The 21,531-nt window shown below is 64.5% G+C and carries 18 protein-coding genes; 9 read left to right on the top strand and 9 right to left on the bottom strand.

Going from position 1 to position 21,531, the window contains the following annotated elements; genetic code table 11:
* Window positions 1-31 precede the first annotated feature (31 nt).
* The 8 genes from DMX06_RS03345 to DMX06_RS03385 form a co-directional block, all read right to left on the bottom strand.
* Window positions 32-1,954 (bottom strand): PrkA family serine protein kinase, encoded by a 1,923-nt coding sequence (locus DMX06_RS03345; RefSeq protein ID WP_110734574.1) that lies wholly within the window; start codon window positions 1,952-1,954, stop codon window positions 32-34.
* 283 nt (window positions 1,955-2,237) lie between these two features.
* Window positions 2,238-2,567 carry a thiosulfate sulfurtransferase GlpE gene (gene glpE, locus DMX06_RS03350; RefSeq protein WP_110734576.1) on the bottom strand — a complete coding sequence of 110 codons (330 nt, stop codon included), beginning with the start codon at window positions 2,565-2,567 and terminating at the stop codon, window positions 2,238-2,240.
* Between the two features lie 13 nt (window positions 2,568-2,580).
* The gene (locus DMX06_RS03355) at window positions 2,581-3,438 is read right to left on the bottom strand and encodes a symmetrical bis(5'-nucleosyl)-tetraphosphatase (protein WP_110734579.1); all 858 of its coding nucleotides are present in this window, start codon (window positions 3,436-3,438) and stop codon (window positions 2,581-2,583) included.
* Window positions 3,438-3,818: a Co2+/Mg2+ efflux protein ApaG gene (gene apaG, locus DMX06_RS03360; protein WP_110734581.1), complete on the bottom strand. Its 381-nt coding sequence runs from the start codon at window positions 3,816-3,818 to the stop codon at window positions 3,438-3,440. The genes DMX06_RS03355 and apaG overlap by 1 nt, the downstream gene beginning before the upstream one ends.
* 189 nt (window positions 3,819-4,007) lie before the next feature.
* Entirely contained in the window at window positions 4,008-4,808 is an 801-nt protein-coding gene (rsmA, locus tag DMX06_RS03370) for a 16S rRNA (adenine(1518)-N(6)/adenine(1519)-N(6))-dimethyltransferase RsmA (RefSeq protein WP_110734585.1), read from the bottom strand.
* Window positions 4,805-5,794, bottom strand: a complete 990-nt coding sequence (pdxA, locus tag DMX06_RS03375; protein ID WP_110734588.1) for a 4-hydroxythreonine-4-phosphate dehydrogenase PdxA — start codon at window positions 5,792-5,794, stop codon at window positions 4,805-4,807. The genes rsmA and pdxA overlap by 4 nt, the downstream gene beginning before the upstream one ends.
* Window positions 5,791-7,110 (bottom strand): peptidylprolyl isomerase, encoded by a 1,320-nt coding sequence (locus tag DMX06_RS03380; protein WP_028689030.1) that lies wholly within the window; start codon window positions 7,108-7,110, stop codon window positions 5,791-5,793. Before DMX06_RS03380 ends, pdxA begins: the two co-directional genes overlap by 4 nt.
* Window positions 7,091-9,898, bottom strand: coding sequence for an LPS-assembly protein LptD (locus tag DMX06_RS03385; protein WP_110734590.1), 2,808 nt, complete (start codon window positions 9,896-9,898; stop codon window positions 7,091-7,093). The genes DMX06_RS03380 and DMX06_RS03385 overlap by 20 nt, the downstream gene beginning before the upstream one ends.
* Window positions 9,899-10,030: 132 nt before the next feature.
* On the opposite strand from DMX06_RS03385, the gene DMX06_RS03390 reads away from it, so the two are divergent.
* From DMX06_RS03390 to DMX06_RS03400, 3 genes are read left to right on the top strand one after another with little or no spacing between them, the layout of a single operon-like run.
* The gene (locus tag DMX06_RS03390; protein WP_110734592.1) at window positions 10,031-11,050 is read left to right on the top strand and encodes an aminoglycoside phosphotransferase family protein; all 1,020 of its coding nucleotides are present in this window, start codon (window positions 10,031-10,033) and stop codon (window positions 11,048-11,050) included.
* Entirely contained in the window at window positions 11,047-11,718 is a 672-nt protein-coding gene (murU, locus tag DMX06_RS03395; protein WP_110734595.1) for an N-acetylmuramate alpha-1-phosphate uridylyltransferase MurU, read from the top strand. The genes DMX06_RS03390 and murU overlap by 4 nt, the downstream gene beginning before the upstream one ends.
* Window position 11,719: 1 nt before the next feature.
* The gene (locus DMX06_RS03400) at window positions 11,720-12,484 is read left to right on the top strand and encodes a TerB family tellurite resistance protein (RefSeq protein ID WP_110734597.1); all 765 of its coding nucleotides are present in this window, start codon (window positions 11,720-11,722) and stop codon (window positions 12,482-12,484) included.
* 63 nt (window positions 12,485-12,547) lie between these two features.
* Here the strand turns inward: DMX06_RS03400 and DMX06_RS03405 are convergent, their stop codons facing one another.
* Window positions 12,548-13,546: an alpha/beta hydrolase family protein gene (locus DMX06_RS03405; RefSeq protein ID WP_110734599.1), complete on the bottom strand. Its 999-nt coding sequence runs from the start codon at window positions 13,544-13,546 to the stop codon at window positions 12,548-12,550.
* Window positions 13,547-13,641: 95 nt separating this feature from the next.
* Here DMX06_RS03405 and DMX06_RS03410 point away from each other — a divergent pair, with 95 nt between their 5' ends.
* From DMX06_RS03410 to DMX06_RS03435, 6 genes are all read left to right on the top strand, one after another.
* Window positions 13,642-16,029, top strand: coding sequence for a PAS domain-containing sensor histidine kinase (locus DMX06_RS03410; protein WP_110734602.1), 2,388 nt, complete (start codon window positions 13,642-13,644; stop codon window positions 16,027-16,029).
* 9 nt (window positions 16,030-16,038) lie between these two features.
* On the top strand, window positions 16,039-16,671 hold the full coding sequence (locus tag DMX06_RS03415; protein WP_181427775.1) for a response regulator: 633 nt from the start codon (window positions 16,039-16,041) through the stop codon (window positions 16,669-16,671).
* Window positions 16,672-16,992: 321 nt separating this feature from the next.
* Window positions 16,993-18,105: an ABC transporter ATP-binding protein gene (locus DMX06_RS03420; RefSeq protein ID WP_110734606.1), complete on the top strand. Its 1,113-nt coding sequence runs from the start codon at window positions 16,993-16,995 to the stop codon at window positions 18,103-18,105.
* A gap of 40 nt (window positions 18,106-18,145) precedes the next feature.
* Window positions 18,146-19,180, top strand: coding sequence for an ABC transporter substrate-binding protein (locus DMX06_RS03425; RefSeq protein ID WP_110734609.1), 1,035 nt, complete (start codon window positions 18,146-18,148; stop codon window positions 19,178-19,180).
* Between the two features lie 185 nt (window positions 19,181-19,365).
* Window positions 19,366-20,613 carry an ABC transporter permease gene (locus tag DMX06_RS03430; protein WP_110734611.1) on the top strand — a complete coding sequence of 416 codons (1,248 nt, stop codon included), beginning with the start codon at window positions 19,366-19,368 and terminating at the stop codon, window positions 20,611-20,613.
* 11 nt (window positions 20,614-20,624) lie between these two features.
* Window positions 20,625-21,452, top strand: coding sequence for an ABC transporter permease (locus DMX06_RS03435; protein WP_110734614.1), 828 nt, complete (start codon window positions 20,625-20,627; stop codon window positions 21,450-21,452).
* Window positions 21,453-21,531 lie beyond the last annotated feature (79 nt).

The following is a 21,531-nucleotide window of genomic DNA, read 5'->3' on the forward strand; positions in this document are numbered from 1 at the left end:
ACCCTGGACGCACGGCGTGTAGCGTGTCGCCTTATTGCGATTTCCTGACCCGCAGGTACCATTCCGACAGCAGTCGAACCTGCTTGTCGGTGTAGCCACGCTCCACCATCCGGGTGACGAAGTCGTTGTGCTTCTGTTGATCCTCCTTGCTGGCCTTGGCGTTGAAGCTGATGACCGGCAGCAGGTCCTCGGTGTTGGAGAACATCTTCTTCTCGATCACCACCCGCAGCTTCTCGTAGCTGAGCCAGCTGGGGTTCTTGCCGTTGTTGTTGGCTCGGGCGCGCAGCACGAAGTTGACGATCTCGTTGCGGAAGTCCTTCGGATTACTGATACCGGCCGGCTTCTCGATCTTCTCCAGCTCTTCGTTGAGAGCGATGCGGTTGAGGATCTCGCCGGTTTCCGGGTCGCGGTATTCCTGGTCCTGGATCCAGAAGTCGGCGTACAGCACGTAGCGGTCGAAGATGTTCTGGCCGTATTCGCTGTAGGACTCCAGGTAGGCGGTCTGGATTTCCTTGCCGATGAACTCGATGTAACGCGGTGCCAGGTATTCCTTCAAGTAGCGCAGGTAGCGCTCGCGCACCTCGGCTGGGAACTGTTCCTGCTCGATCTGTTGCTCCAGCACATACAGCAGGTGCACCGGGTTGGCCGCCACCTCGTGAGGGTCGAAGTTGAACACCTTGGAGAGGATCTTGAAGGCGAAGCGGGTCGACAGGCCGTTCATGCCCTCGTCGACGCCCGCAGAGTCGCGGTACTCCTGGATCGACTTGGCTTTCGGGTCGGTGTCCTTGAGGTTCTCGCCGTCGTACACGCGCATCTTCGAGTAGATGTTGGAGTTCTCGGGCTCTTTCAGGCGCGAGAGCACGGTGAACTGGGCCAGCATCTTCAGCGTGTCCGGCGCGCAATGGGCCTTGGCCAGGGAACTGTTGATCAGCAGCTTGTCGTAGATCTTGATCTCGTCGCTGACGCGCAGGCAGTACGGCACCTTGACGATGTAGATCCGGTCGATGAAGGCCTCGTTGTTCTTGTTGTTGCGGAAGGTGTGCCACTCCGATTCGTTGGAGTGGGCCAGCAGAATCCCGGAGTAGGGGATCGCGCCCAGCCCCTCGGTGCTGTTGTAGTTGCCTTCCTGGGTCGCGGTGAGTAACGGGTGCAGGACCTTGATTGGCGCCTTGAACATCTCGACGAATTCCATCAGGCCCTGGTTGGCCCGGCACAGCGCGCCCGAATAGCTGTAGGCGTCGGCGTCGTTCTGCGGGAATTCCTCGAGCTTGCGGATATCCACCTTGCCCACCAGGGCAGAGATGTCCTGGTTGTTCTCGTCGCCCGGCTCGGTCTTGGCGATGGCGATCTGATTGAGGATGGATGGGTAGAGCTTGACCACCTTGAACTTGCTGATGTCGCCGCCGAACTCCTGCAGGCGCTTGGTGGCCCAGGGCGACATGATGGTGTTGAGGTAGCGGCGCGAGATGCCGTATTCCTCTTCGAGGATCTGGCCGTCCTCGGCGGCATTGAACAGGCCCAGGGGCGACTCGAATACCGGCGAGCCCTTGATGGCGTAGAACGGCACCTTTTCCATCAACTGCTTGAGTTTCTCGGCCAGTGACGACTTACCGCCGCCCACCGGGCCCAGCAGATAGAGGATCTGTTTCTTCTCTTCCAGGCCTTGGGCAGCGTGGCGGAAGTAGGAGACGATCTGGTCGATGCATTCTTCCATGCCATGGAAGTCGGCAAAGGCCGGATAGCGGCGGATCACCTTGTTGGAGAAGATCCGCGACAGCCTGGAGTTGCTTGAGGTGTCGATCAGCTCTGGTTCGCCGATGGCCAGCAACAGCCGCTCGGCCGCCGAGGCATAGGCGCTGCGATCCTCTTTGCACAGCTCGAGGTACTCCTGCAGCGAAAGTTCTTCCTGGCGGGTGGACTCGAAACGTTGTTGGAAGTGGCTAAAAATGCTCATGACGTCACCTCGCTCGATACGTGGAGACGACGCCGGATCAGTCAGCTGATGCTGGCATGCAACCGGGCTCGCCGATTGCTGTATACCCCCCAGAACACCTTGGAACGCTACCGATGACCCGCACGCCGGTGTACCGGCTCTCCCCTTTTTTGGATGGCCTGGGCTTAAGGATAGTTGGTTATACGCAAGGTCAAGGGCGGGTAGCGGAGAAGACGCCTGCGACCGTTCGTCAGGCCGGGCGCAAGCCCGCGCCAAGCGCGGGCTGGAGGAAAAATGAAAAAAATTATTCGGCGCTGCCCTGGGCGGTTTCCGCCGGGTAGGTGTTGCGCCACAGCTCGAAGCCACCGTCGATGCTGTAGACGTTCGAGAAGCCCTGGCCGACCAGGTAGGCGGCAGCGCTCTGGCTGGAATTGCCGTGGTAGCAGACAACCAGTGTAGGCGCGTCCAGGTCGGCGTTGCGGATGAAATCGGCAACCGAGTGATTATCCAGATGAGTGGCGCCGGCGATGTGCCCGGCGGCAAAGGCCTGCGGGTCGCGAATGTCGACCACGACCGCGCCCTGCGCACGCAGGGCGAGGGCTTGCTCGGGGGGAATGCGCTTGAATTCGCTCATGGGTGCGGTTCCTTCAGGGGTGTTCGTTGAGTGGGGCCGGCGGGCGCGGGGAGCCCTCGCGGGTGCAGTCGCAGCGGTGGAATTCGCCACTGTCGACATTGTACAGGGTCATCGCGCCACCCCAGACGCAGCCGGTGTCCAGGGCGATCACGCCGGGCTCGTCGACACGGCCTTCGAGGGCGGCCCAGTGGCCGAAGATGATCTTCACATGGCGCGAGCGGCGGTCCGGGTGAGCGAACCACGGCTTGTAGCCCTTGGGGGCGCTGTCGGCGCCCTCCTTGGTCTTGAGGTCGAGCTTGCCGGCTGCGGTGCAGAAGCGCATGCGGGTGAAGTAGTTGGTGATCACCCGCAGGCGCTCGACGCCGGCCAGGTCCTTGCTCCACTTGTTCGGCTCGTTGCCGTACATGCCGTCCAGGTACAGCTGCAGGCGGCCGTCGTCGCGCAGCACTTCCTCGACCTCGGCCGCCAGCTCCAGCGCCTTGCCCAGGGTCCATTGCGGCGGGATGCCGGCATGGACCATGGCGATGCCGCGGGCTTCGTCGTAGTGCAGCAGCTTCTGATGGCGCAGCCAGTCGAACAGCTGGTCGGCGTCCGGGGCCTCGATGATCTCGCGCAGGGTGTCGCTTTTCTTCAGGCGCTCGACATTGTGCCAGGCCGCCAGCAGGTGCAGGTCGTGATTGCCCAGCACGCAGACCAGAGCATGGCGGATCGAATACAGGTAGCGCAGGGTCTCGAGGGACTCGGGGCCGCGGTTTACCAGGTCACCCACCAGCCACAGGCGGTCGACGGCCGGGTTGAAGCGTACGCGTTCAAGCAGGCACTTGAGCGGTTGCAGGCAGCCTTGCAGGTCGCCGACCGCATAAGTGGCCATCAGTGCAGGGCCCCGGGTACGGCCAGGCGGAATGGGGCGATCGTGGCGTCGAAGCGCTTGCCGTCTTCGGCGAACATCTGGTAGCTGCCCTGCATGGTGCCGACGCGGGTGCTGATGACCGCGCCGCTGCTGTAGGTGTGGCTCTGGCCGGGCTCGATCAGTGGCTGTTGGCCGATCACGCCGGCGCCGCGTACTTCCTCGACCTCGCCGTCACCGTTGGTGATCAGCCAGTGGCGGGACATCAGCTTGGCCTTGACCGTGCCGTTGTTCTGCACGGTGATGGTGTAGGCGAAGGCGAAACGGCTGCTTTCGGGGTCGGATTGTTCTTTGAGGTAGCGGGTCACGACGCTGACGTCGATCTGATAGCGGGGGTCGGACATGCAAGGGCCTTGGGCGAACTGACGCAATAACGCAGTCTAGGCCATTGAGAGGGGGGAGGGCCAGCGGGGTGGGGCTTGAGATCGTTGTTATCAGTACCGGCCTCTTCGCGGGTAAACCCGCTCCCACAGGAATCGCACGCGGTCACTGTGGGAGCGGGTTTACCCGCGAAGAGGCCGGTACAGGCGATATCAGGCTTGCTGTTCTGCCAACTGGTCGGCCAGGCGCACGAAGGCGGCCAGGTCCAGCTGCTCGGGGCGCAGGCTGCCGTCGACACTGGCGGCTTCGATGGCCGCGCTGTCGAGCAGGCCTTTCAGGGTATTGCGCAGGGTCTTGCGGCGCTGGTTGAACGCCTCGCGTACCACCTGTTCCAGCAGCTTTGCATCCTTGGCTGGGTGTGGCAGCACTTCGTGCGGTACCAGGCGGACGATGGCCGAGTCCACTTTCGGCGGCGGGTTGAAGGCGCCAGGGCCAACGTTGAACAGGTGCTCGACCCGGCAGTGGTACTGCACCATGATCGACAAGCGCCCCCAGTCACCGCCACCCGGGCCGGCCGCCATGCGCTCGACCACTTCCTTTTGCAGCATGAAGTGCATGTCGCGGATCAGCCCGGCATGGCTGAGCAGGTGGAAGATCAGCGGGGTGGAGATGTTGTAGGGCAGGTTGCCGACTACCTTCAGGCTGCGCTCAGGCACGCCCAGCTGGTTGAAGTCGAACTTCAGGGCATCGCCCTGGTGCAGGCGGAAGTTGTCGCGCCCGGCGAACTTGTGTTGCAGGATCGGCACCAGGTCCTTGTCCAGCTCCACCACGTCCAGCTGTGCGCCGCTGCCCAGCAAACCCTCGGTGAGGGCGCCCTGGCCCGGGCCGATCTCCAGCAGGTGTTCGCCGGCCTTGGCGTTGATCGCCCGCAGGATGCGGTCGATGATTCCGGCGTCGTGCAGGAAGTTCTGGCCGAAGCGCTTGCGCGCCCGGTGTTGGTAGTGCTCGGTCATGGTCGGTTCTCGGCCATCTGGTAGGCGGTTTCCAGTGCGACGCGCAGGCTGCCGGTGTCGATCCGACCGGTGCCGGCCAGGTCCAGGGCGGTGCCGTGGTCGACCGAGGTACGGATGATCGGCAGGCCCAGCGTCACGTTGACCGCGGCACCGAAGCCCTTGTACTTGAGTACGGGCAGGCCTTGGTCGTGGTACATCGCCAGCACCGCGTCGCAGTGCTCCAGATATTTGGGGGTAAACAGGGTATCGGCCGGCAGCGGACCGTGCAGGTCCATGCCTTCGGCGCGCAGGTGCTGCAGCGCCGGCTCGATGATGTCGATTTCTTCGCGGCCCAGGTGGCCGCCTTCTCCAGCATGCGGGTTGAGCCCGCAGACCAGGATGCGTGGGTTGGCGATACCGAACTTGTCGCGCATGTCCGCATGCAGGATGCGGGTGACGCGCTCCAGGCGTTCGCCGGTGATGGCGTCGGCGATATCGCGCAGGGGCAGGTGGGTGGTCACCAGGGCCACGCGCAATCCTCGGGTGGCCAGCATCATCACCACTTGCGCGGTGTGGGTGAGGTCGGCGAGGAACTCGGTGTGCCCGGAGAAGGCGATCCCGCTCTCGTTGATCACACCCTTGTGCACGGGGGCGGTGATCATCCCGGCGAACTGTCCGTCGAGGCAGCCCTGGCCGGCCCGGGTCAGCGTCTCCAGGACGAATGCGGCGTTGGCCTTGTCCAGCTGTCCGGCCACCACCGGATTGGCCAGCGGCGTGTCCCAGACGTACAGGCTGCCGGCGGGAGCCGGCAGGCTGGGGAAACTGTCGGGGGTGACGGGCAGCAGGCTGACGGCCAGCCCCAGCTTCGCGGCCCGCTCGGCGAGCAGGTCACGGCTGGTGATGGCGATCAGGGGGTAAGGTTGGGCCTCGGCGGCGAGCAGCAGGCACAGGTCGGGACCTATGCCGGCCGGCTCGCCGGGCGTGACGGCGAAGCGCTGGGGCTTCACTGGGCGGCCTGGTCGGCGCCAGGCAGCTTGATTTCAACGTAGGCTTCGTCGCGGATCTGGCGCAGCCAGTTCTGCAGCTCTTCGTCGTACTTGCGGTTGCGCAGGACGTTCATGGCCTGCTGCTCGCGCGCCTGCTCGGTGCTGTCGGTGGCGCGGCGGCCCAACACTTCCAGCACATGCCAGCCGTACTGGGTCTTGAACGGCTTGGTCACCACGCCTTGCTGGGCGTTGGCCATCTGCTCGCGGAATTCCGGCACCAGGCTGTTCGGGTCGACCCAGTTGAGGTCGCCGCCGTTGAGCGCAGAACCCGGGTCTTCCGAGAAGCTCTTCGCCAGTTCGGCGAAGTCTTCACCGTTCTGGATCCGGTCGTACAGACGCTCGGCCAATTGCTCGGTGGCGGCTTCGCTGCGGATCTCGCTCGGTTTGATCAGGATGTGGCGCACATGTACTTCGTCGCGCAGGATGCTCTCGCTGCCGCCGCGCTTCTCCTCGAGCTTGAGGATGATGAAGCCGTTGGGGATGCGGATCGGCTGGGTGATATCGCCAATGGCCATGCTGCTGAGCATCTTGGCGAAGTCGGGTGGCAGCTGGCCAGCTTTGCGCCAGCCCATCTCGCCGCCTTCCAGGGCGTTCTCGCTGGCGGAGCGTTCAATGGCCATCTGGCCGAAGTCCTTGCCCTGCCGGAGTTGCTGGTAGACATCGCCGACCTGGCGGGCGGCGGCCTGGATGGCTTCCGAGTTAGCGCCTTCCGGGGTCGGGATGAGGATGTTGGCCAAGCGGTACTCTTCCGACATCTGCATCTTGCCCAGGTCCGAGTTGAGGAAGTTCTTCACTTCCTGCTCGGACACCTGGATGCGCTCGGCCACACGACGCTGGCGCACGCGGCTGATGACCATCTCGCGCTTGATCTGCTCGCGGGCATCGTCGTACGACAGGCCGTCGTGGGCCAGGGCGGCGCGGAACTGCTCCAGCGACATGCCATTGCGCTGGGCAATGGTGGCGACGGCCTGGTTCAGCTCTTCGTCGGTGATGCGGATGCCCGAGCGCTCGCCGATCTGCAGTTGCAGGTTCTCGACAATCAGGCGCTCGAGTACCTGCTGCTGCAGGGCAGCGGCAGGCGGCACGCCACCGCCGCGCTTGGCGATGGTCTGCTGCACTTCGCGCACGCGCTGGTCCAGCTGGCTCTGCATGACCACGTCGTTGTCGACGGTGGCCACGATGCGGTCGATGGGTTGCACCGCGGCATGCACCGCGCCACTCAGCATTGCAGCGCCCAGCATCAGCGGGCGCAGACGATCAATAAGCTTGCTCTTCACGTGTACGGTAACCTTGAATGCCTTGGTCCAGGAACGATTCGACCTTGTTGCCGACTACACCACCGAGGCCCTTGAGCACGATCTGCAGGAAGATGCCGTGGTCGCCTTTCTCGTTCTGCGGAACGGCCTGGCTGAAGTCGTCGTAGTCGATCCAGTAGCGGTTGATCAGGCGCAGCTTCCAGCAGCAGTTGTCGTACTCGAAACCACCCATCGCCTCGAGGGTGCGGTTGCGGTTGTAGTCATGCTGCCAGCGGGCAATCACGCTCCATTGCGGCACGATTGGCCAGATGACCGAGAAGTCGTGCTGCTGGATCTTGTAGTAATCCTTGATGTAGTTCGGATCGCCTGGGGTGCCGTAGTCGCCACCACCGACTTTCCACAGGCCGGTCGCCGTGTCGTAGGTGATCAGGTCGTTGCGGTAGCGATAACCGAGGTTGACGACTTTGTTCGGGTTGTCTTCAGGCTGGTAGTGGAACATCGCGCTGCCCGAGCGGGTGCTGCGGCTGTCCGGGTCCCAGTTGAAGTCCGAGTTGAAGCGCCAGTCGCGGTTGAAGGCGTACTCGTATTCCAGTGCGTACGGCGAGACATCCGATTTGCTGTCCGCGCGGGTGCGATAGTCGATGCCAGGAAGCTGGACCTTGCGATCCTTGAAGTAGAGCGCCTGGCCGATGCTGAAACGCTGGCGCTGGAAGCCGTTGTCTTCGATCCAGCGGTTGGTCACGCCCAGCGACAGCTTGTTCTCGTCGCCGATGCGGTCGGTGCCGCTGAAGCGATTGTCGCGGAACAGCGATGCATAGTTGAAGGTGCTTTCGCCGGTGTCGAACAGCGGGATGTCCTTCTGGTCCTTGTAGGGGACGTAGAGATAGAACAGGCGTGGTTCGAGGGTCTGGCGGTAATTCGTGCCGAACAGCTGGGTGTTGCGGTCGAAGTACAGGCCGCTGTCCACGCTGAAGATCGGGATGTCGCGGTTCAACGAGCTGCTGTAGCTGCCGTAGGCGGGGTTCGTCGATTGGGCGATAGCCTGGGCCTTGCCCTGGCTATCCAGGTCAAGGTCATAGTTGGTGTAGACGTACTTCAGCTTGGGCGTGACAAAGCCGTAGCTGGCCTCCATGGGCAGGCTGATGGCGGGTGCCACGTTCAGCCGGGTGCCGTTGGCGCGGGCGATGCCGGATACGTTTTCGTCCAGGCGACGGCCCGGGAAACCGGTGGAACTGTCCGGATTGCCATTCTTGTCCAGGACGAAGTCATTCTTCAGGTCACGATCGAAGCGCACCGCTTCGGTTTCGTAGCTCAGGTCGAAACCGCCCGGGTGGAACGGAAGCATCCCGTTGAAGGTGACTTGTGGCAGCTTGTCATACGGCGTGATCTGCGAAATGGTCGCCATTTCATAGGCGTGCAGATTCAGGCGTGCGGTGTAGCTGTCGCCGCGGTAGGTCAGCGCACCCTGCTTGTTGAGGATGTCGCGGCTCTCCACGTTGATCTGGTCGGTCTCCAGGTCCTGGAAGTAGAACGGATCGCTGATGTCGGTGTAGTCCACCTCGGTCATCAGGCGCTCGTCCAGGCCGCCCTTGTGCTGCCAGTTGACCATCCAGCGATCTTTCTTGTAGTCGGTCTGCAGCTCGCGGTCGTCGTCCTTGTCGTTCAGGAAGCCGCCGCCGAACTGGCCTTCGCTGGACTTGGTCAGGTAGCGGAATTCGCCTTCCATCAGCAGGCCGCGCTTGGCCATGTAGCGTGGGTACAACGTGGCGTCGTAGTTAGGCGCCAGGTTGAAGTAGTACGGCGTGACCAGCATGAAGCCGGTGTCGCTGCTGGAGCTGAATGACGGCGGCAGGAAGCCGGACTGGCGACGGTCGTCGATCGGGAAGTAGATGTACGGTGTGTAGAACACCGGGAAATCCTTGACCCGCAGCGTCACGTTGGTCGCGGTGCCGAAGCCGGTGGCCGGGTTCAGGGTTATGTTGTTGCCCTTGAGCTGCCACGCGTTGCTGCCCGGCTCACAGGTGGTATAGGTACCGTCCTTGAGGCGGATGATGGCGTTCTCGGCGCGCTTGGCGTACAGCGCGTTGCCGCGGATGTGCGACTTGTGCATCACGTATTCGGCGTTGTCGACCCGGGCTTCGCCGGTGTCGAGCTGGATCTGCGCCTCGTCGCCGACTACCAGAGTGCCGGTGTCGCGGATCTTGACGTTGCCCTTGAGCTCGCCACGGTTCTCGGCCTGGTACAGGTTGGCCTCGTCGGCCTCGGCCTGCATGCTGCCCTGGCGCATGACCACGTCACCGGCGAGGGTGGCGATCTGCTGCTCCTGCTGGTACTTGGAGACCTTGGCGTTGATGTAGGTGGGCGACTCGTCCTTGGGCGTGGAGTCGTTCATGCCTGGGCGGGTCGGCTCGATGTAGGCGCCGCCGCAATACGGGCCGGTCTCGGCCAGCTGCGCAGCGGTGAGCTTCTCGCGCGGGACCCAGTCCAGGTGGCTGTAGTCTTCGCTGCGCGACTTCAGGCCACGGCCCTTGGCCTCGGTGACCAGCATCGGCTTCTCGGCCTCGGTCGCGGCGACTTCGCCAGGCGCTTCGGCACCCGAGCTGGCAGCGGCAGCGCCCGGATGTACCGGGCGCGGAGGCAGGTTGGCGGCGCTCTTGGGCTTGCAGTCCCAGCCACCGGCGGCGGACACTTGGCAGTCGAACTGCTCGGCCGCCACCACGTACGACGTGGCCAGGGGTTGCAGCGCCAGCAGACCGCCAGTCACCAACAACGGAAACTTCCTACGAAACGCGGGGGATTTCAATGCCATCTTATTAGTCCGGGCTTCCTGCGTGCCATCTGCCCGCGTGTGGGGGCCGCACGCCTCTCGATGGTCTGAAAAAGATGCTGGATAATAAAGCATGACCCGCTTGACGGCTAGGGCCGTCGGAGAACCCTCGTAATGCCCGATCACGATGTACGCCTGCAACAACTGACCGCCTGGCTCGCCGGGCAACTGGAGAGCCTGTTCCGTAGCAACGCCTGGGGTGAAGTCCCCACCGGCAACCTGACCGCCGCCAGCAGCGATGCGAGTTTCCGCCGTTATTTCCGTTGGGAGGGCGCCGGCCACAGCTTCGTGATCATGGATGCGCCGCCGCCGCAGGAGAACTGCCGTCCGTTCGTCGATATCGACCACCTGCTGGCCACGGCGGGCGTGAATGTGCCGGTCATTCATGCCCAGGACCTGGAGCGTGGTTTCCTGCTGCTGGGCGATCTGGGCCGCCAGACATACCTGGACATCATTGATTCGGACAACGCCGACGCACTGTTCACCGATGCCATCGATGCGCTGCTGGCGTTCCAGCGCCTGCCGATGGACGCGCCACTGCCCAGCTACGACGTTGCCCTGCTGCGCCGCGAGGTCGAGCTGTTCCCCGAGTGGTACGTGGGTCGCGAGCTTGGCCTGAACTTCACCGAAGCACAGCAGGCCACCTGGCAACGGGTCAGCCAGGTGCTGATCGACAGCGCCCTGGCCCAGCCCAAGGTGCTGGTACACCGCGACTACATGCCGCGCAACCTGATGCACAGTACCCCCAACCCGGGCGTGCTGGACTTCCAGGATGCCGTCTACGGCCCGGTGACCTACGACATCACCTGCCTGTTCAAGGACGCCTTCCTCAGCTGGCCGGAGCCGCGCGTGGAAGGCTGGCTGCGCGGCTACTGGGAAAAGGCCCGCGCCGCCGGTATTCCGGTGCAGCCCCAGTTTGAAGCGTTCCACCGCGCCAGCGACCTGATGGGCGTGCAGCGTCACCTCAAGGTCATCGGTATCTTTGCCCGCATCTGCCACCGTGACGGCAAGCCGCGCTACCTCGCCGACGTGCCGCGCTTCTTCGCCTATATAGATGAAGTGATCGCTCGTCGTCCCGAATTGGCCGAGTTGGGGCAACTGATTGCCGAGCTCAAGGGCGAGGCGCGTTCATGAAGGCGATGATCCTGGCGGCAGGCAAGGGCGAGCGCATGCGCCCGCTGACCCTGCATACGCCCAAGCCGCTGGTGCCCGCCGCCGGCAAGCCGCTGATCGAGTATCACCTCGAGGCACTGGCCCGCGCCGGTATCCGTGAAGTGGTCATCAACCACGCCTGGCTCGGCCAGCAGATCGAGGACCACTTGGGCGACGGCAGCCGTTTCGGACTGAGCATCCGCTACTCCCCGGAGGGCGAGCCGCTGGAAACCGGCGGCGGGATCTTCAAGGCGTTGCCGCTGTTGGGGGATGCGCCGTTCCTGCTGGTCAACGGTGACGTCTGGACCGACTACGACTTCGCTGGCCTGAATGCCCCCCTGCAAGGGCTGGCGCACCTGGTGCTGGTGGACAATCCCGGTCATCACGGACGCGGCGACTTCCGCCTGGTGGATGGCCAGGTGAGCGATGGTGACGAAGCTGCGGGAACGCTGACCTTCAGCGGCATCTCGGTGCTGGCCCCGGCGCTGTTCGAAGGCTGCCGGCCCGGCGCGTTCAAGTTGGCGCCACTGCTGCGCAAGGCCATGGCCGAAGGACGGGTGAATGGTGAGCACTACCGTGGCCACTGGATCGATGTCGGTACCCTCGAGCGCCTGGCCGATGTCGAGCGCCTGATCGGCGAGCGTGCCTGACATGTGGTGGCCGAGCACAGTGATTGGTGCCGGTGCCGGTTTCGCCGTGGCCAGCATTCCGGGTGCGTTGCTGGGGGCGTTGCTGGGACAGGCCATGGATCGGCGCCTGCGGCTGCAGGGGTGGGATGATGTGCGCGAACGCCTGGGCGGGCGCCCGGCGCTGCGTGACGAGGAACTGCTGTTCGTCCTGCTCGGACGCCTGGCCAAGAGCGACGGCCGGGTGGTTGAGGGGCATATCCAGCAGGCGCGTCAGGAAATGTCCCGGCTGGACCTGGCCGAACCCGCGCGGATGCGGGCGATTGCCGCGTTCAACCGCGGCAAGTCGGGCAAAGGCCGGCTTGGGCATTATCTGCGCCGGATCAAGCTGCAGCCTCATGGTGCCGAGGGCACCCTGCGTGCCTGTTGGCGGATGGTCTGGGCCGATGGCAAGGCAGGTCGCCAGGAGCGCGACCTGTTGTTGGGCTGGGGCCAGCAACTGGGGCTCAGTCGCAACCAGGTGCAGGCCATGTCGCTGGAATATGAACCGCGCAAATCGGCGATCGAAGGCGGTGCCATGACCTATGCGGCGGCGTTGAGGCTGCTGGGGGTGGAACCGGATACCGAGGCGGACAAGGTCAAGCAGGCCTACCGACGGTTGCTCAGTCGACATCACCCGGACAAGCTGGTGGGCAGCGGGGCCAGCGAGGCCAAGGTGCGCGAGGCGACCGAGCATACCCGCGAGCTGCATCAGGCCTATGCCATGGTTCGCAAGCGGCGCGGGCTTTAGGTTTGCCATCGCGGGGCAAGCCCGCTCCCACGTTGTTGGAGTCGGCTTGTCCCTCGATACACCTCACTCTTCCTTGGGTTTCAACCAGCCGCGTACCCGGCGCAGCAATTGCTCCTGCTCGGCGGCCTTGTTACCGGGCACGACCATCAGCGACAGCTGCCGGTACTGGCTGTTTTTCTCTCGCTTGCTGGCTTGCAGGCGCTGTTGGGCGGCCAGTCGATCCTGGGTTCGGGTTGTGTAGTACAGATCCGCCGTCGGTACTTTCAGGGTCGGCGTCAGGCTCAGCAGGTCGTGTTCCACCCGCGCCGGTGTCTGTGCGGCGACCATCACCAGCTTCTGTACCTGGGGCGGCTGCTTCTCGCTGAGGTAGCGCGCGGCCCAGTAAGCACCACTGCCGTTGCCCAGCAGCACGATGCTGCGTGCTTTTTGCTGCTGGGCATAGGCCACGGCGGCGTCGAGGCGGGCAAAGATGCGCTCGGCATCCTCCTCGCTGGTGTGCTCGTCGGCCTCGACCGCATCGGTGCTGTCGGCCGCATCTGCCTCGGGCGCGGTGGCCTGGGCGACATTGGCGTTGGCATCGGCTGGCGTGTCCTTGGCCGGGGCCGATTCGCCATCTTCCTTTTTCGGTTCGACCACCGGCTTGGCTTCGACCCGGGCCTGCGGGCGTTCTGCCAGGAGGTCGGGCATGCTCACGCTCAGGGTGCTCCAGCCAACATCGGGGAAGCCACGGCGCAGCGGGCCGACGGTGGTTGGCCAGTCGGCACTTTCGCCCGCTCCGGGAACAATGATCACCGCGCCTTGCGGATCGCTGTCGTTGGCCGGCTTCCACAGCGCCAGGAAGTTCTCGCCATTGGCCTGCAAGGTCTGTTGCTCGGCCTTGGGCACCTGGCGCTCGAGAGCCAGGGCACCGTCCTGGCTGCGTTCGAGCAACGGTGGTCGGGGAGCGGAGGTGGCCGTTTCTGTGGCGGCCTGCGGTGCTTCGGCGTCGGCGGCCTGAGCGCCGAGCGGCAGGAGCGAAGCCAGGCAGAACATTGCCAGCGTCGTGCGATAAAGTGTGAACATCGATCAATCCAAGGCCAGAATCATACCGGCAGCCTAATGGTATTTGCCCGCGACGGCCACGCCAGGCGGCCGTCATTGCCAAGACGAGCGTATAGATGAAGCGAGTGCGTTGCCTGTGGGTTATCGGCTGGTTGTGTCTACCCTTGATCGCCCTGGCAAAGCCGGAGGCGCCGCCACCCGTGGTGCTGGAAGCGGCCCAGCAGCAGTGGCTGGACGAACACCGCAGCCTGCGCGTCGGCCTCGTGCTGCAGGCGCCCTATGCCCAGTTCGACCGTCGTCTGCAGCAATTCTACGGGGCCAACGTCGAACTGGTCGGGGCCCTGTCCCAGGCATTACGGTTGGACCTGACCTGGCGCGGCTTCCCGGATCAGGCCGCGCTGGAGCACGCGTTGCAGGCGGGCGAAATCGATTTTGCCCCGGGCCTGACCCAGACCCCCGCCAGCCTGAGGCTGTGGCTGTTCAGTGACCCTTACATGCGTGTGCCGCAACTGGTGGTCGGGATGCGCAGCGGCGCGATGGCCGTGGAGCTGGAGAAGCTGACCGCTAACGAACGGGTGGCGGTGCGCATGCCTGGTGCCCTGGCGGACTACCTGCGAGGCAATTACGGCAATCTCAACCTGCAGGGCGTGCCCAACGAGCGGGAGGCGTTGCAGCTGGTGCTGGGCGGGCAGGCCAGCTTCGCCGTGCTGGATGAGGCGCAGCTGAGCCGGCTTTCCCGCGAAGGCGAGTTCGCCGACCTGGCGGTAGTGGGCGATATCGGATTGCCGCAGTTGCTGCGGGTTGGTTCGCGACGCGACTGGCCCGTGCTCGCCGACATTCTCGAGCGCGCCTTGCAAGCCCTGCCGGCCAAGACCCTGGAGCAGATGCACCAGCGCTGGCTGCAGCCCAAGTACCCGCGTTTCTCCGAATCGGCCGGCTTCTGGCAGAACCTGGCTCTGCTGTTCGGCCTGCTTTTGTTGTGTGCCCTGGCCACCCTGGTCTGGCAGCGACGCCAGCAGCGCGGTCTGGAACGGGGCTTGCTGGCGGCCCGCGAGAGCCTGGTGGAGCGCCAGGTGCGCGAGGAGGCCCTGCGCCTGAGCCAGTTCTCCATCGACCAGAGCACGGTGGGCATCCTCTGGGTCAACTGGGACAGCCACGTGCGCTACGCCAACCATGCCGCCGAACGCATGCTGGGTTTTGCCGAGGGGGCGTTGCTGGAGCGGCCGCTGGTCGATATCGAGCCCACCCTGAAAATGGATCGCTGGCTGGAGCTGTGGAAGCGTGCCCGCACCGGGGATGGCGGCGAGCAGCAGTTCGAAAGCCAGTGCCGGCGTGCCGACGGCAGCCTGTTCCCGGTCGAACTGTCGCTGTCGTTCCTGCGCTTTCGCGATGCGGAGTACCTGGTGGTGTTCCTCGCCGATGTCACCGAGCGCCAGCGCGACCTGGCCGCGTTGCGCGAAAGCGAGGCGCGGCTCAAGGGCATTGCCGGCAACGTGCCGGGGTTGGTGTTCCGTCTGGAGCGCGATCCGGCCGAAGGCGATCCGGAGTTCCCGTATATCAGCGAAGGCAGCGAGGCGTTGGTCGGTTATACCCCGGCGGCGATCCAGCACCCGCAGATGGGGCTGCGCAACTTGGTCCACCCCGAGGATCGCGCCGACTATCACCGGGTCCAGGACCTGGCCCTGGCCAGCGACCGGGACTGGTCGTGGCAGGGCCGCATCCTTACCCGCCAGGGTGAACAGCGCTGGGCCGACATCAAGGCGACCACGCGCCGCCTGGTCGATGGGCGCATGGTGTGGGATGGTGTGGTCTGGGACATCACCCAGGGCAAGCAGGCCGAGCTGGCCCTGGCCGCCTCCCAGGAACAGCTGCGAGAGTTGTCGGCGCATCTGGAAAGCGTGCGCGAAGAGGAAAAGGCCCGCATCGCCCGCGAGGTGCACGACGAGCTGGGGCAGATGCTCACCGTGCTCAAGCTCGAGGTGTCGATGTGCGAGCTGGCCTACGCCGAGCTGGATGCCGGGCTGCATGAGCGCCTGGCCAGCATGAAGCGCCTTATCGCCCAGCTGTTCCAGCTGGTGCGTGACGTGGCCAGTGCGTTGCGTCCACCGATTCTCGATGCCGGGATCGCCTCGGCCATCGAGTGGCAGGCGCGGCGTTTCGAGGCCCGCACGCAGATACCCTGCCTGGTCGAGGTCCCGGAGCAGCTGCCGCCCTTGAGCGATGCCAAGGCCATCGGCCTGTTCCGCATCCTCCAGGAGGCGCTGACCAACGTCATGCGCCATGCCCGGGCGCACACCGTGCAGATTGCCCTGGTCGAGGAGGGCGGGCAGTTGCGCATGACGGTCATCGACGATGGCACGGGGTTCGCCATCGATGCGGCCAGGCCGACCTCGTTCGGCCTGGTAGGGGTGCGTGAGCGCGTGCTGATGCTGGGCGGCGACATGACCCTGGAAAGCGAGCCCGGCGAAGGCACCAGCCTGAGCGTGGCGATTCCTTTGGCGTAGGAGAGAACGATCGTGATTCGAGTGCTGGTGGCGGAAGACCACACCATTGTCCGTGAGGGCATCAAGCAGTTGATTGGCCTGGCCAAGGATATGCAGGTCGCCGGCGAGGCGGGCAATGGCGAGCAGTTGCTGGAGGCCCTGCGCCATACCCCCTGCGAGGTGGTGCTGCTGGATATCTCCATGCCGGGGGTGAACGGCCTGGAGGCCATCCCGCGGATCCTGGCATTGAACAACCCGCCGGCGATCCTGATGCTGTCGATGCACGATGAGGCGCAGATGGCCGCGCGGGCGCTGAAGGCCGGGGCGGCGGGCTACGCCACCAAGGACAGCGATCCGGCGCTGTTGCTCACCGCGATTCGCCGGGTTGCCGGGGGTGGGCGCTATATCGACCCGAGCCTGGCCGACCGCATGGTCTTCGAGGTGGGGCTGACCGAAACCCGACCGTTGCACACGCTGCTGTCCGAGCGCGAGTTCTCGGTGTTCGAGCGCCTGGCCCAGGGCGCCAACGTCAACGACATCGCCCAGCAGCTGGCGCTGTCGAACAAGACCATCAGCACCCACAAGGCGCGGTTGATGCAGAAGCTCAAGGTCAACTCGCTGGCGGAGCTGGTGAAGTATGCGATGGAGCACAAGCTGGTCTGATTGCGACATGCATCCGGCTGACACGGTTCTTTGTAGGAGCGGCCTTGCCGAGGCGTCGGACCGGCCGGAAAGGGCTGCAGAGCAGCCCAAGCGATATGTGCATTGAAGCTGAAGCCCGGGGCTGCTTCGCAGCCCATTCGCGACACAAGGCCGCTCCTACAAGGAGATATGCCTGTCCTGAAAGCGTCATCCTTGTAGGGTAATCCCTACAGCAAGTCTTCCATCCGGATGATGGCAATCTCTCAGTCCCCCCGATTTCCGGACGCTTGCGCCTCTTCTACGCTGTGCCCACGCAGTCATTCCAACAAGAAGGTGCAGGGCATGAGCGAGGCGAATTCGAACGAGACGCTGGTCAGCTTCCGAGGTGTGCAGAAGAGCTACGACGGCGAATCGCTGATCGTCAAGGACCTCAACCTGGACATCCGCAAGGGCGAGTTCCTGACCCTGCTCGGCCCGTCCGGCTCGGGCAAGACCACCAGCCTGATGATGCTGGCCGGCTTCGAGACCCCGACTGCCGGCGAGATCCAGCTGGCCGGGCGCTCGATCAACAACGTGCCGCCGCACAAGCGCGACATCGGCATGGTGTTCCAGAACTACGCACTGTTCCCGCACATGACCGTGGCCGAGAACCTGGCCTTCCCGCTGACCGTGCGCAACCTGAGCAAGACCGACATCAGCGAGCGGGTCAAGCGCGTGCTCGGCATGGTCCAGCTCGACGCCTTCGCCAAGCGCTACCCGGGCCAGCTCTCCGGCGGTCAGCAGCAGCGCGTGGCCCTGGCCCGTGCCCTGGTGTTCGAGCCACAGCTGGTGCTGATGGACGAACCGCTCGGCGCCCTGGACAAGCAACTGCGCGAACACATGCAGATGGAGATCAAGCACATTCACCAGCGCCTGGGCGTGACCGTGGTCTACGTGACCCACGACCAGGGCGAGGCGCTGACCATGTCCGACCGGGTGGCGGTGTTCCACCAGGGCGAGATCCAGCAGATCGCCGACCCGCGCACCCTCTACGAAGAGCCGCGCAACACCTTCGTCGCCAACTTCATCGGCGAGAACAACCGCCTCAACGGTACCTTGCTGGCCAGTGACGGCAAGCGTTGCCAGGTGCAACTGGCCCGGGGCGAGCGGGTCGAGGCGCTGGCGGTGAACGTCGGCCAGGCCGGCGAGCCGGTAACCCTGTCGATCCGCCCGGAGCGCGTGCGCCTGAACGGCCACAGTGAAAGCTGCGTGAACCGCTTCTCTGGCCGGGTGGCTGAGTTCATCTACCTGGGCGACCACGTGCGGGTGCGCCTGGAGGTCTGCGGCAAAGCCGATTTCTTCGTCAAGCAGCCGATCGCCGAGCTCGATCCGGCCCTGGCCGTGGGCGATGTGGTGCCGCTGGGCTGGGCGGTGGAGCACGCCCGCGCGCTCGACCCGATTGCCGAAGCCCATTGATGGTTTGCTTCACCAACCCTGAACTGTGGAGAGAATAATAATGCGCAAGCAGTTGAAACTGACCGCCCTGGCCCTTGGCCTGTTCGCAGCCGGGCAGGCCCTGGCCGCGGACCTGACGGTGGTGTCGTTCGGTGGCGCCAACAAGGCGGCCCAGGTCAAGGCGTTCTACGAGCCATGGGAGAAGGCTGGCAAGGGCAAGATCGTCGCCGGGGAGTACAACGGCGAGATGGCCAAGGTGAAGGCCATGGTCGACACCAAGAGCGTGTCGTGGAACCTGGTGGAGGTGGAGTCGCCGGAGCTGGCGCGCGGTTGCGACGAGGGCATGTTCGAGGAGCTCGATCCGGCCCTTTTCGGCAAGGAGAGCGATTACGTGAAAGGCGCCATCCAGCCGTGCGGCGTGGGCTTCTTCGTTTGGTCCACGGTCCTGGCCTACAACGCCGACAAGCTCAAGACCGCGCCCACCAGCTGGGCAGACTTCTGGGACACGAAGAAATTCCCGGGTAAGCGCGGCCTGCGCAAGGGCGCCAAGTACACCCTTGAGTTCGCCCTGATGGCCGACGGCGTCGCGCCGAAAGAGGTGTACAAGGTGCTCGGCACCAAGGAAGGCCAGGACCGCGCCTTCAAGAAGCTCGACGAACTCAAGCCGAGCATCCAGTGGTGGGAAGCCGGCGCCCAGCCGCCGCAGTACCTGGCCTCGGGTGACGTGGTCATGAGCTCGGCCTACAACGGTCGTATTGCCGCGGTGCAGAAAGAAAGCAACCTCAAGGTCGTGTGGAACGGCGGCATCTACGACTTCGACGCCTGGGCCATTCCGAAAGGCGCCAAGGATGTGGAAGAGGCGAAGAAATTCATCGCCTACACCGTCCAGCCCGAGCAGCAGAAGACCTACTCCGAGAACATCGCCTACGGCCCAGCCAATTCCATGGCCGTCCCGCTGCTGGCCGATGCGGTGAAGAAGGACATGCCGACCACGCCTGAGAACATCGCCAACCAGGTGCAGATCGACGTGGCCTTCTGGGCCGACAACAGCGAGCAGCTGGAGCAACGCTTCAACGCCTGGGCGGCGAAGAAGTAACCCTGTAGGAGCGGCCTTGTGTCGCGATGGGGCGCGTAGCGGCCCTGGGATCTCGGCATCATCCATGCTTGCCGGGGCTGCTTCGCAACCCATCGCGACGCAAGGCCGCTCCCACAGGGTCCGCGCCAAGTCAGTATGTAACGTGCGGCCTGATAGTCCCCACCCCTGTTTTCCTGGAGTTCGTCATGGCCATTGCAATGCCTATCAAAGAAGGCGCAGGTCCGAGCCTCAAGCAGCGCCTCAAGCATGCCGAGCGGGTCAACCGCTGGAAGGCCCAGGCGTTGATTGCGCCGCTGGCGCTGTTCCTCCTGCTGGTGTTCCTGGTGCCGATCGCGGCGCTGCTGTACAAGAGCGTCGGCAACCCCGAGGTGGTCGCCGGCCTGCCGCGCACCGTCGAGGCGGTGGCGCAGTGGGACGGCAAGAGCCTGCCCGGCGAGGAGGTCTACAAGGCCCTGGGCCAGGACCTGGCCGAGTCGCGCAAGAACCAGACCCTGGGCGATCTTTCCAAGCGCCTGAACATGGAACTGGCCGGCTACCGCAGCCTGCTGGCCAAGACCGCGCGGGCGCTGCCGTTCAAGGGCGAGCCCGCGTCCTATAAAGATGCCCTGCAGGCGCTGGACGAGCGTTGGGGCGACCCGGCCTACTGGCAGGCAATCCGCCGCAACACCAGCACGGTGACCTCTTTCTACCTGCTGGCCTCCGTCGATCACCGCATCGACGACCTCGGCGAACTGGCCAAGGCCACGCCGGACCAGGCCATCTACCTGGATATCTTTGCCCGCACCCTGTGGATGGGCGTGGTGATCACCGCCATCTGCCTGGTGCTGGCCTACCCGTTGGCGTACCTGCTGGCCAACCTGCCGACCCGGCAGAGCAACCTGCTGATGATCCTGGTGCTGCTGCCGTTCTGGACCTCGATCCTGGTGCGGGTGGCGGCGTGGATCGTGCTGTTGCAGTCGGGCGGGCTGATCAACAGCGCGCTGATGGCCATCGGTATCATCGACCAACCGCTGGAGCTGGTGTTCAACCGTACCGGCGTGTACATCTCGATGGTGCACATCCTGCTGCCGTTCATGATCCTGCCGCTGTACAGCGTGATGAAGGGTATTTCGCCCAGTTACATGCGCGCGGCGATTTCCCTGGGTTGCCATCCGTTCGCCAGTTTCTGGCGGGTGTACTTCCCACAGACCTATGCCGGTGTCGGCGCCGGTTGCCTGCTGGTGTTCATCCTGGCCATCGGCTACTACATCACCCCGGCGCTGCTGGGCAGCCCGAACGACCAGATGGTCAGCTACTTCGTCGCCTTCTATACCAACACCAGCATCAACTGGGGCATGGCCACCGCCCTGGGCGGGCTGTTGCTGCTGGCGACCGTGCTGCTGTACCTGATCTATAGCTGGCTGGTCGGCGCCAGCCGCCTGCGCCTGAGCTGAGGAGCGTTGTCATGCTGAGCCCCTACATGTCGCCCGTGGAACGGGTGTGGTTCTACAGCCTGCGCATCCTGTGCGGCCTGATCCTGCTGTTCCTGGTACTGCCGGTACTGGTGATCATCCCGCTGTCGTTCAATAGCGGGAGCTTCCTGGTGTACCCGCTGCAAGGTTTCTCGCTGCACTGGTACCAGGACTTCTTCGCCTCCGCCGAATGGATGCGCGCCCTTAAGAACAGCATCATCGTCGCCCCGGCGGCCACGGTGCTGGCCATGGTGTTCGGCACCCTGGCGGCGATCGGCCTGACCCGCGGCGACTTCCCCGGCAAGTCGCTGGTGATGGCGCTGGTGATCTCGCCGATGGTGGTGCCGGTGGTGATCATCGGTGTGGCCAGCTACCTGTTCTTCGCCCCATTGGGCATGGGCAACAGCTTCACCTCGCTGATCCTGGTACACGCGGTGCTGGGCGTGCCGTTCGTGATCATCACCGTGTCTGCGACGCTACAGGGTTTCAACTACAACCTGGTGCGCGCGGCGGCCAGTCTGGGGGCCTCGCCATTGCTGGCCTTCCGTCGGGTGACCTTGCCGTTGATCGCCCCCGGGGTGATCTCCGGGGCACTGTTTGCCTTCGCCACGTCGTTTGATGAGGTGGTAGTGACCCTGTTCCTCGCAGGGCCCGAGCAGGCGACCCTGCCACGGCAGATGTTCAGCGGCATTCGCGAGAACCTGAGCCCGACCATCGCGGCGGCGGCCACCTTGCTGATCGCCTTTTCGGTGATCCTGCTGCTGACCCTGGAATGGTTGCGTGGGCGCAGCGAGAAATTGAGGACCCAGCAGCCGGGTTGAGTCTTCGAAGCGGGTGGCGTGGGAGCGGGCTTGCCCCGCGATGGCATATCGAGTTCACCATCGCAATCGCGGGGCAAGC

The organism is Pseudomonas mosselii (assembly GCF_003205295.1).
In the GTDB taxonomy this organism is placed as follows: domain Bacteria; phylum Pseudomonadota; class Gammaproteobacteria; order Pseudomonadales; family Pseudomonadaceae; genus Aquipseudomonas; species Aquipseudomonas mosselii_B.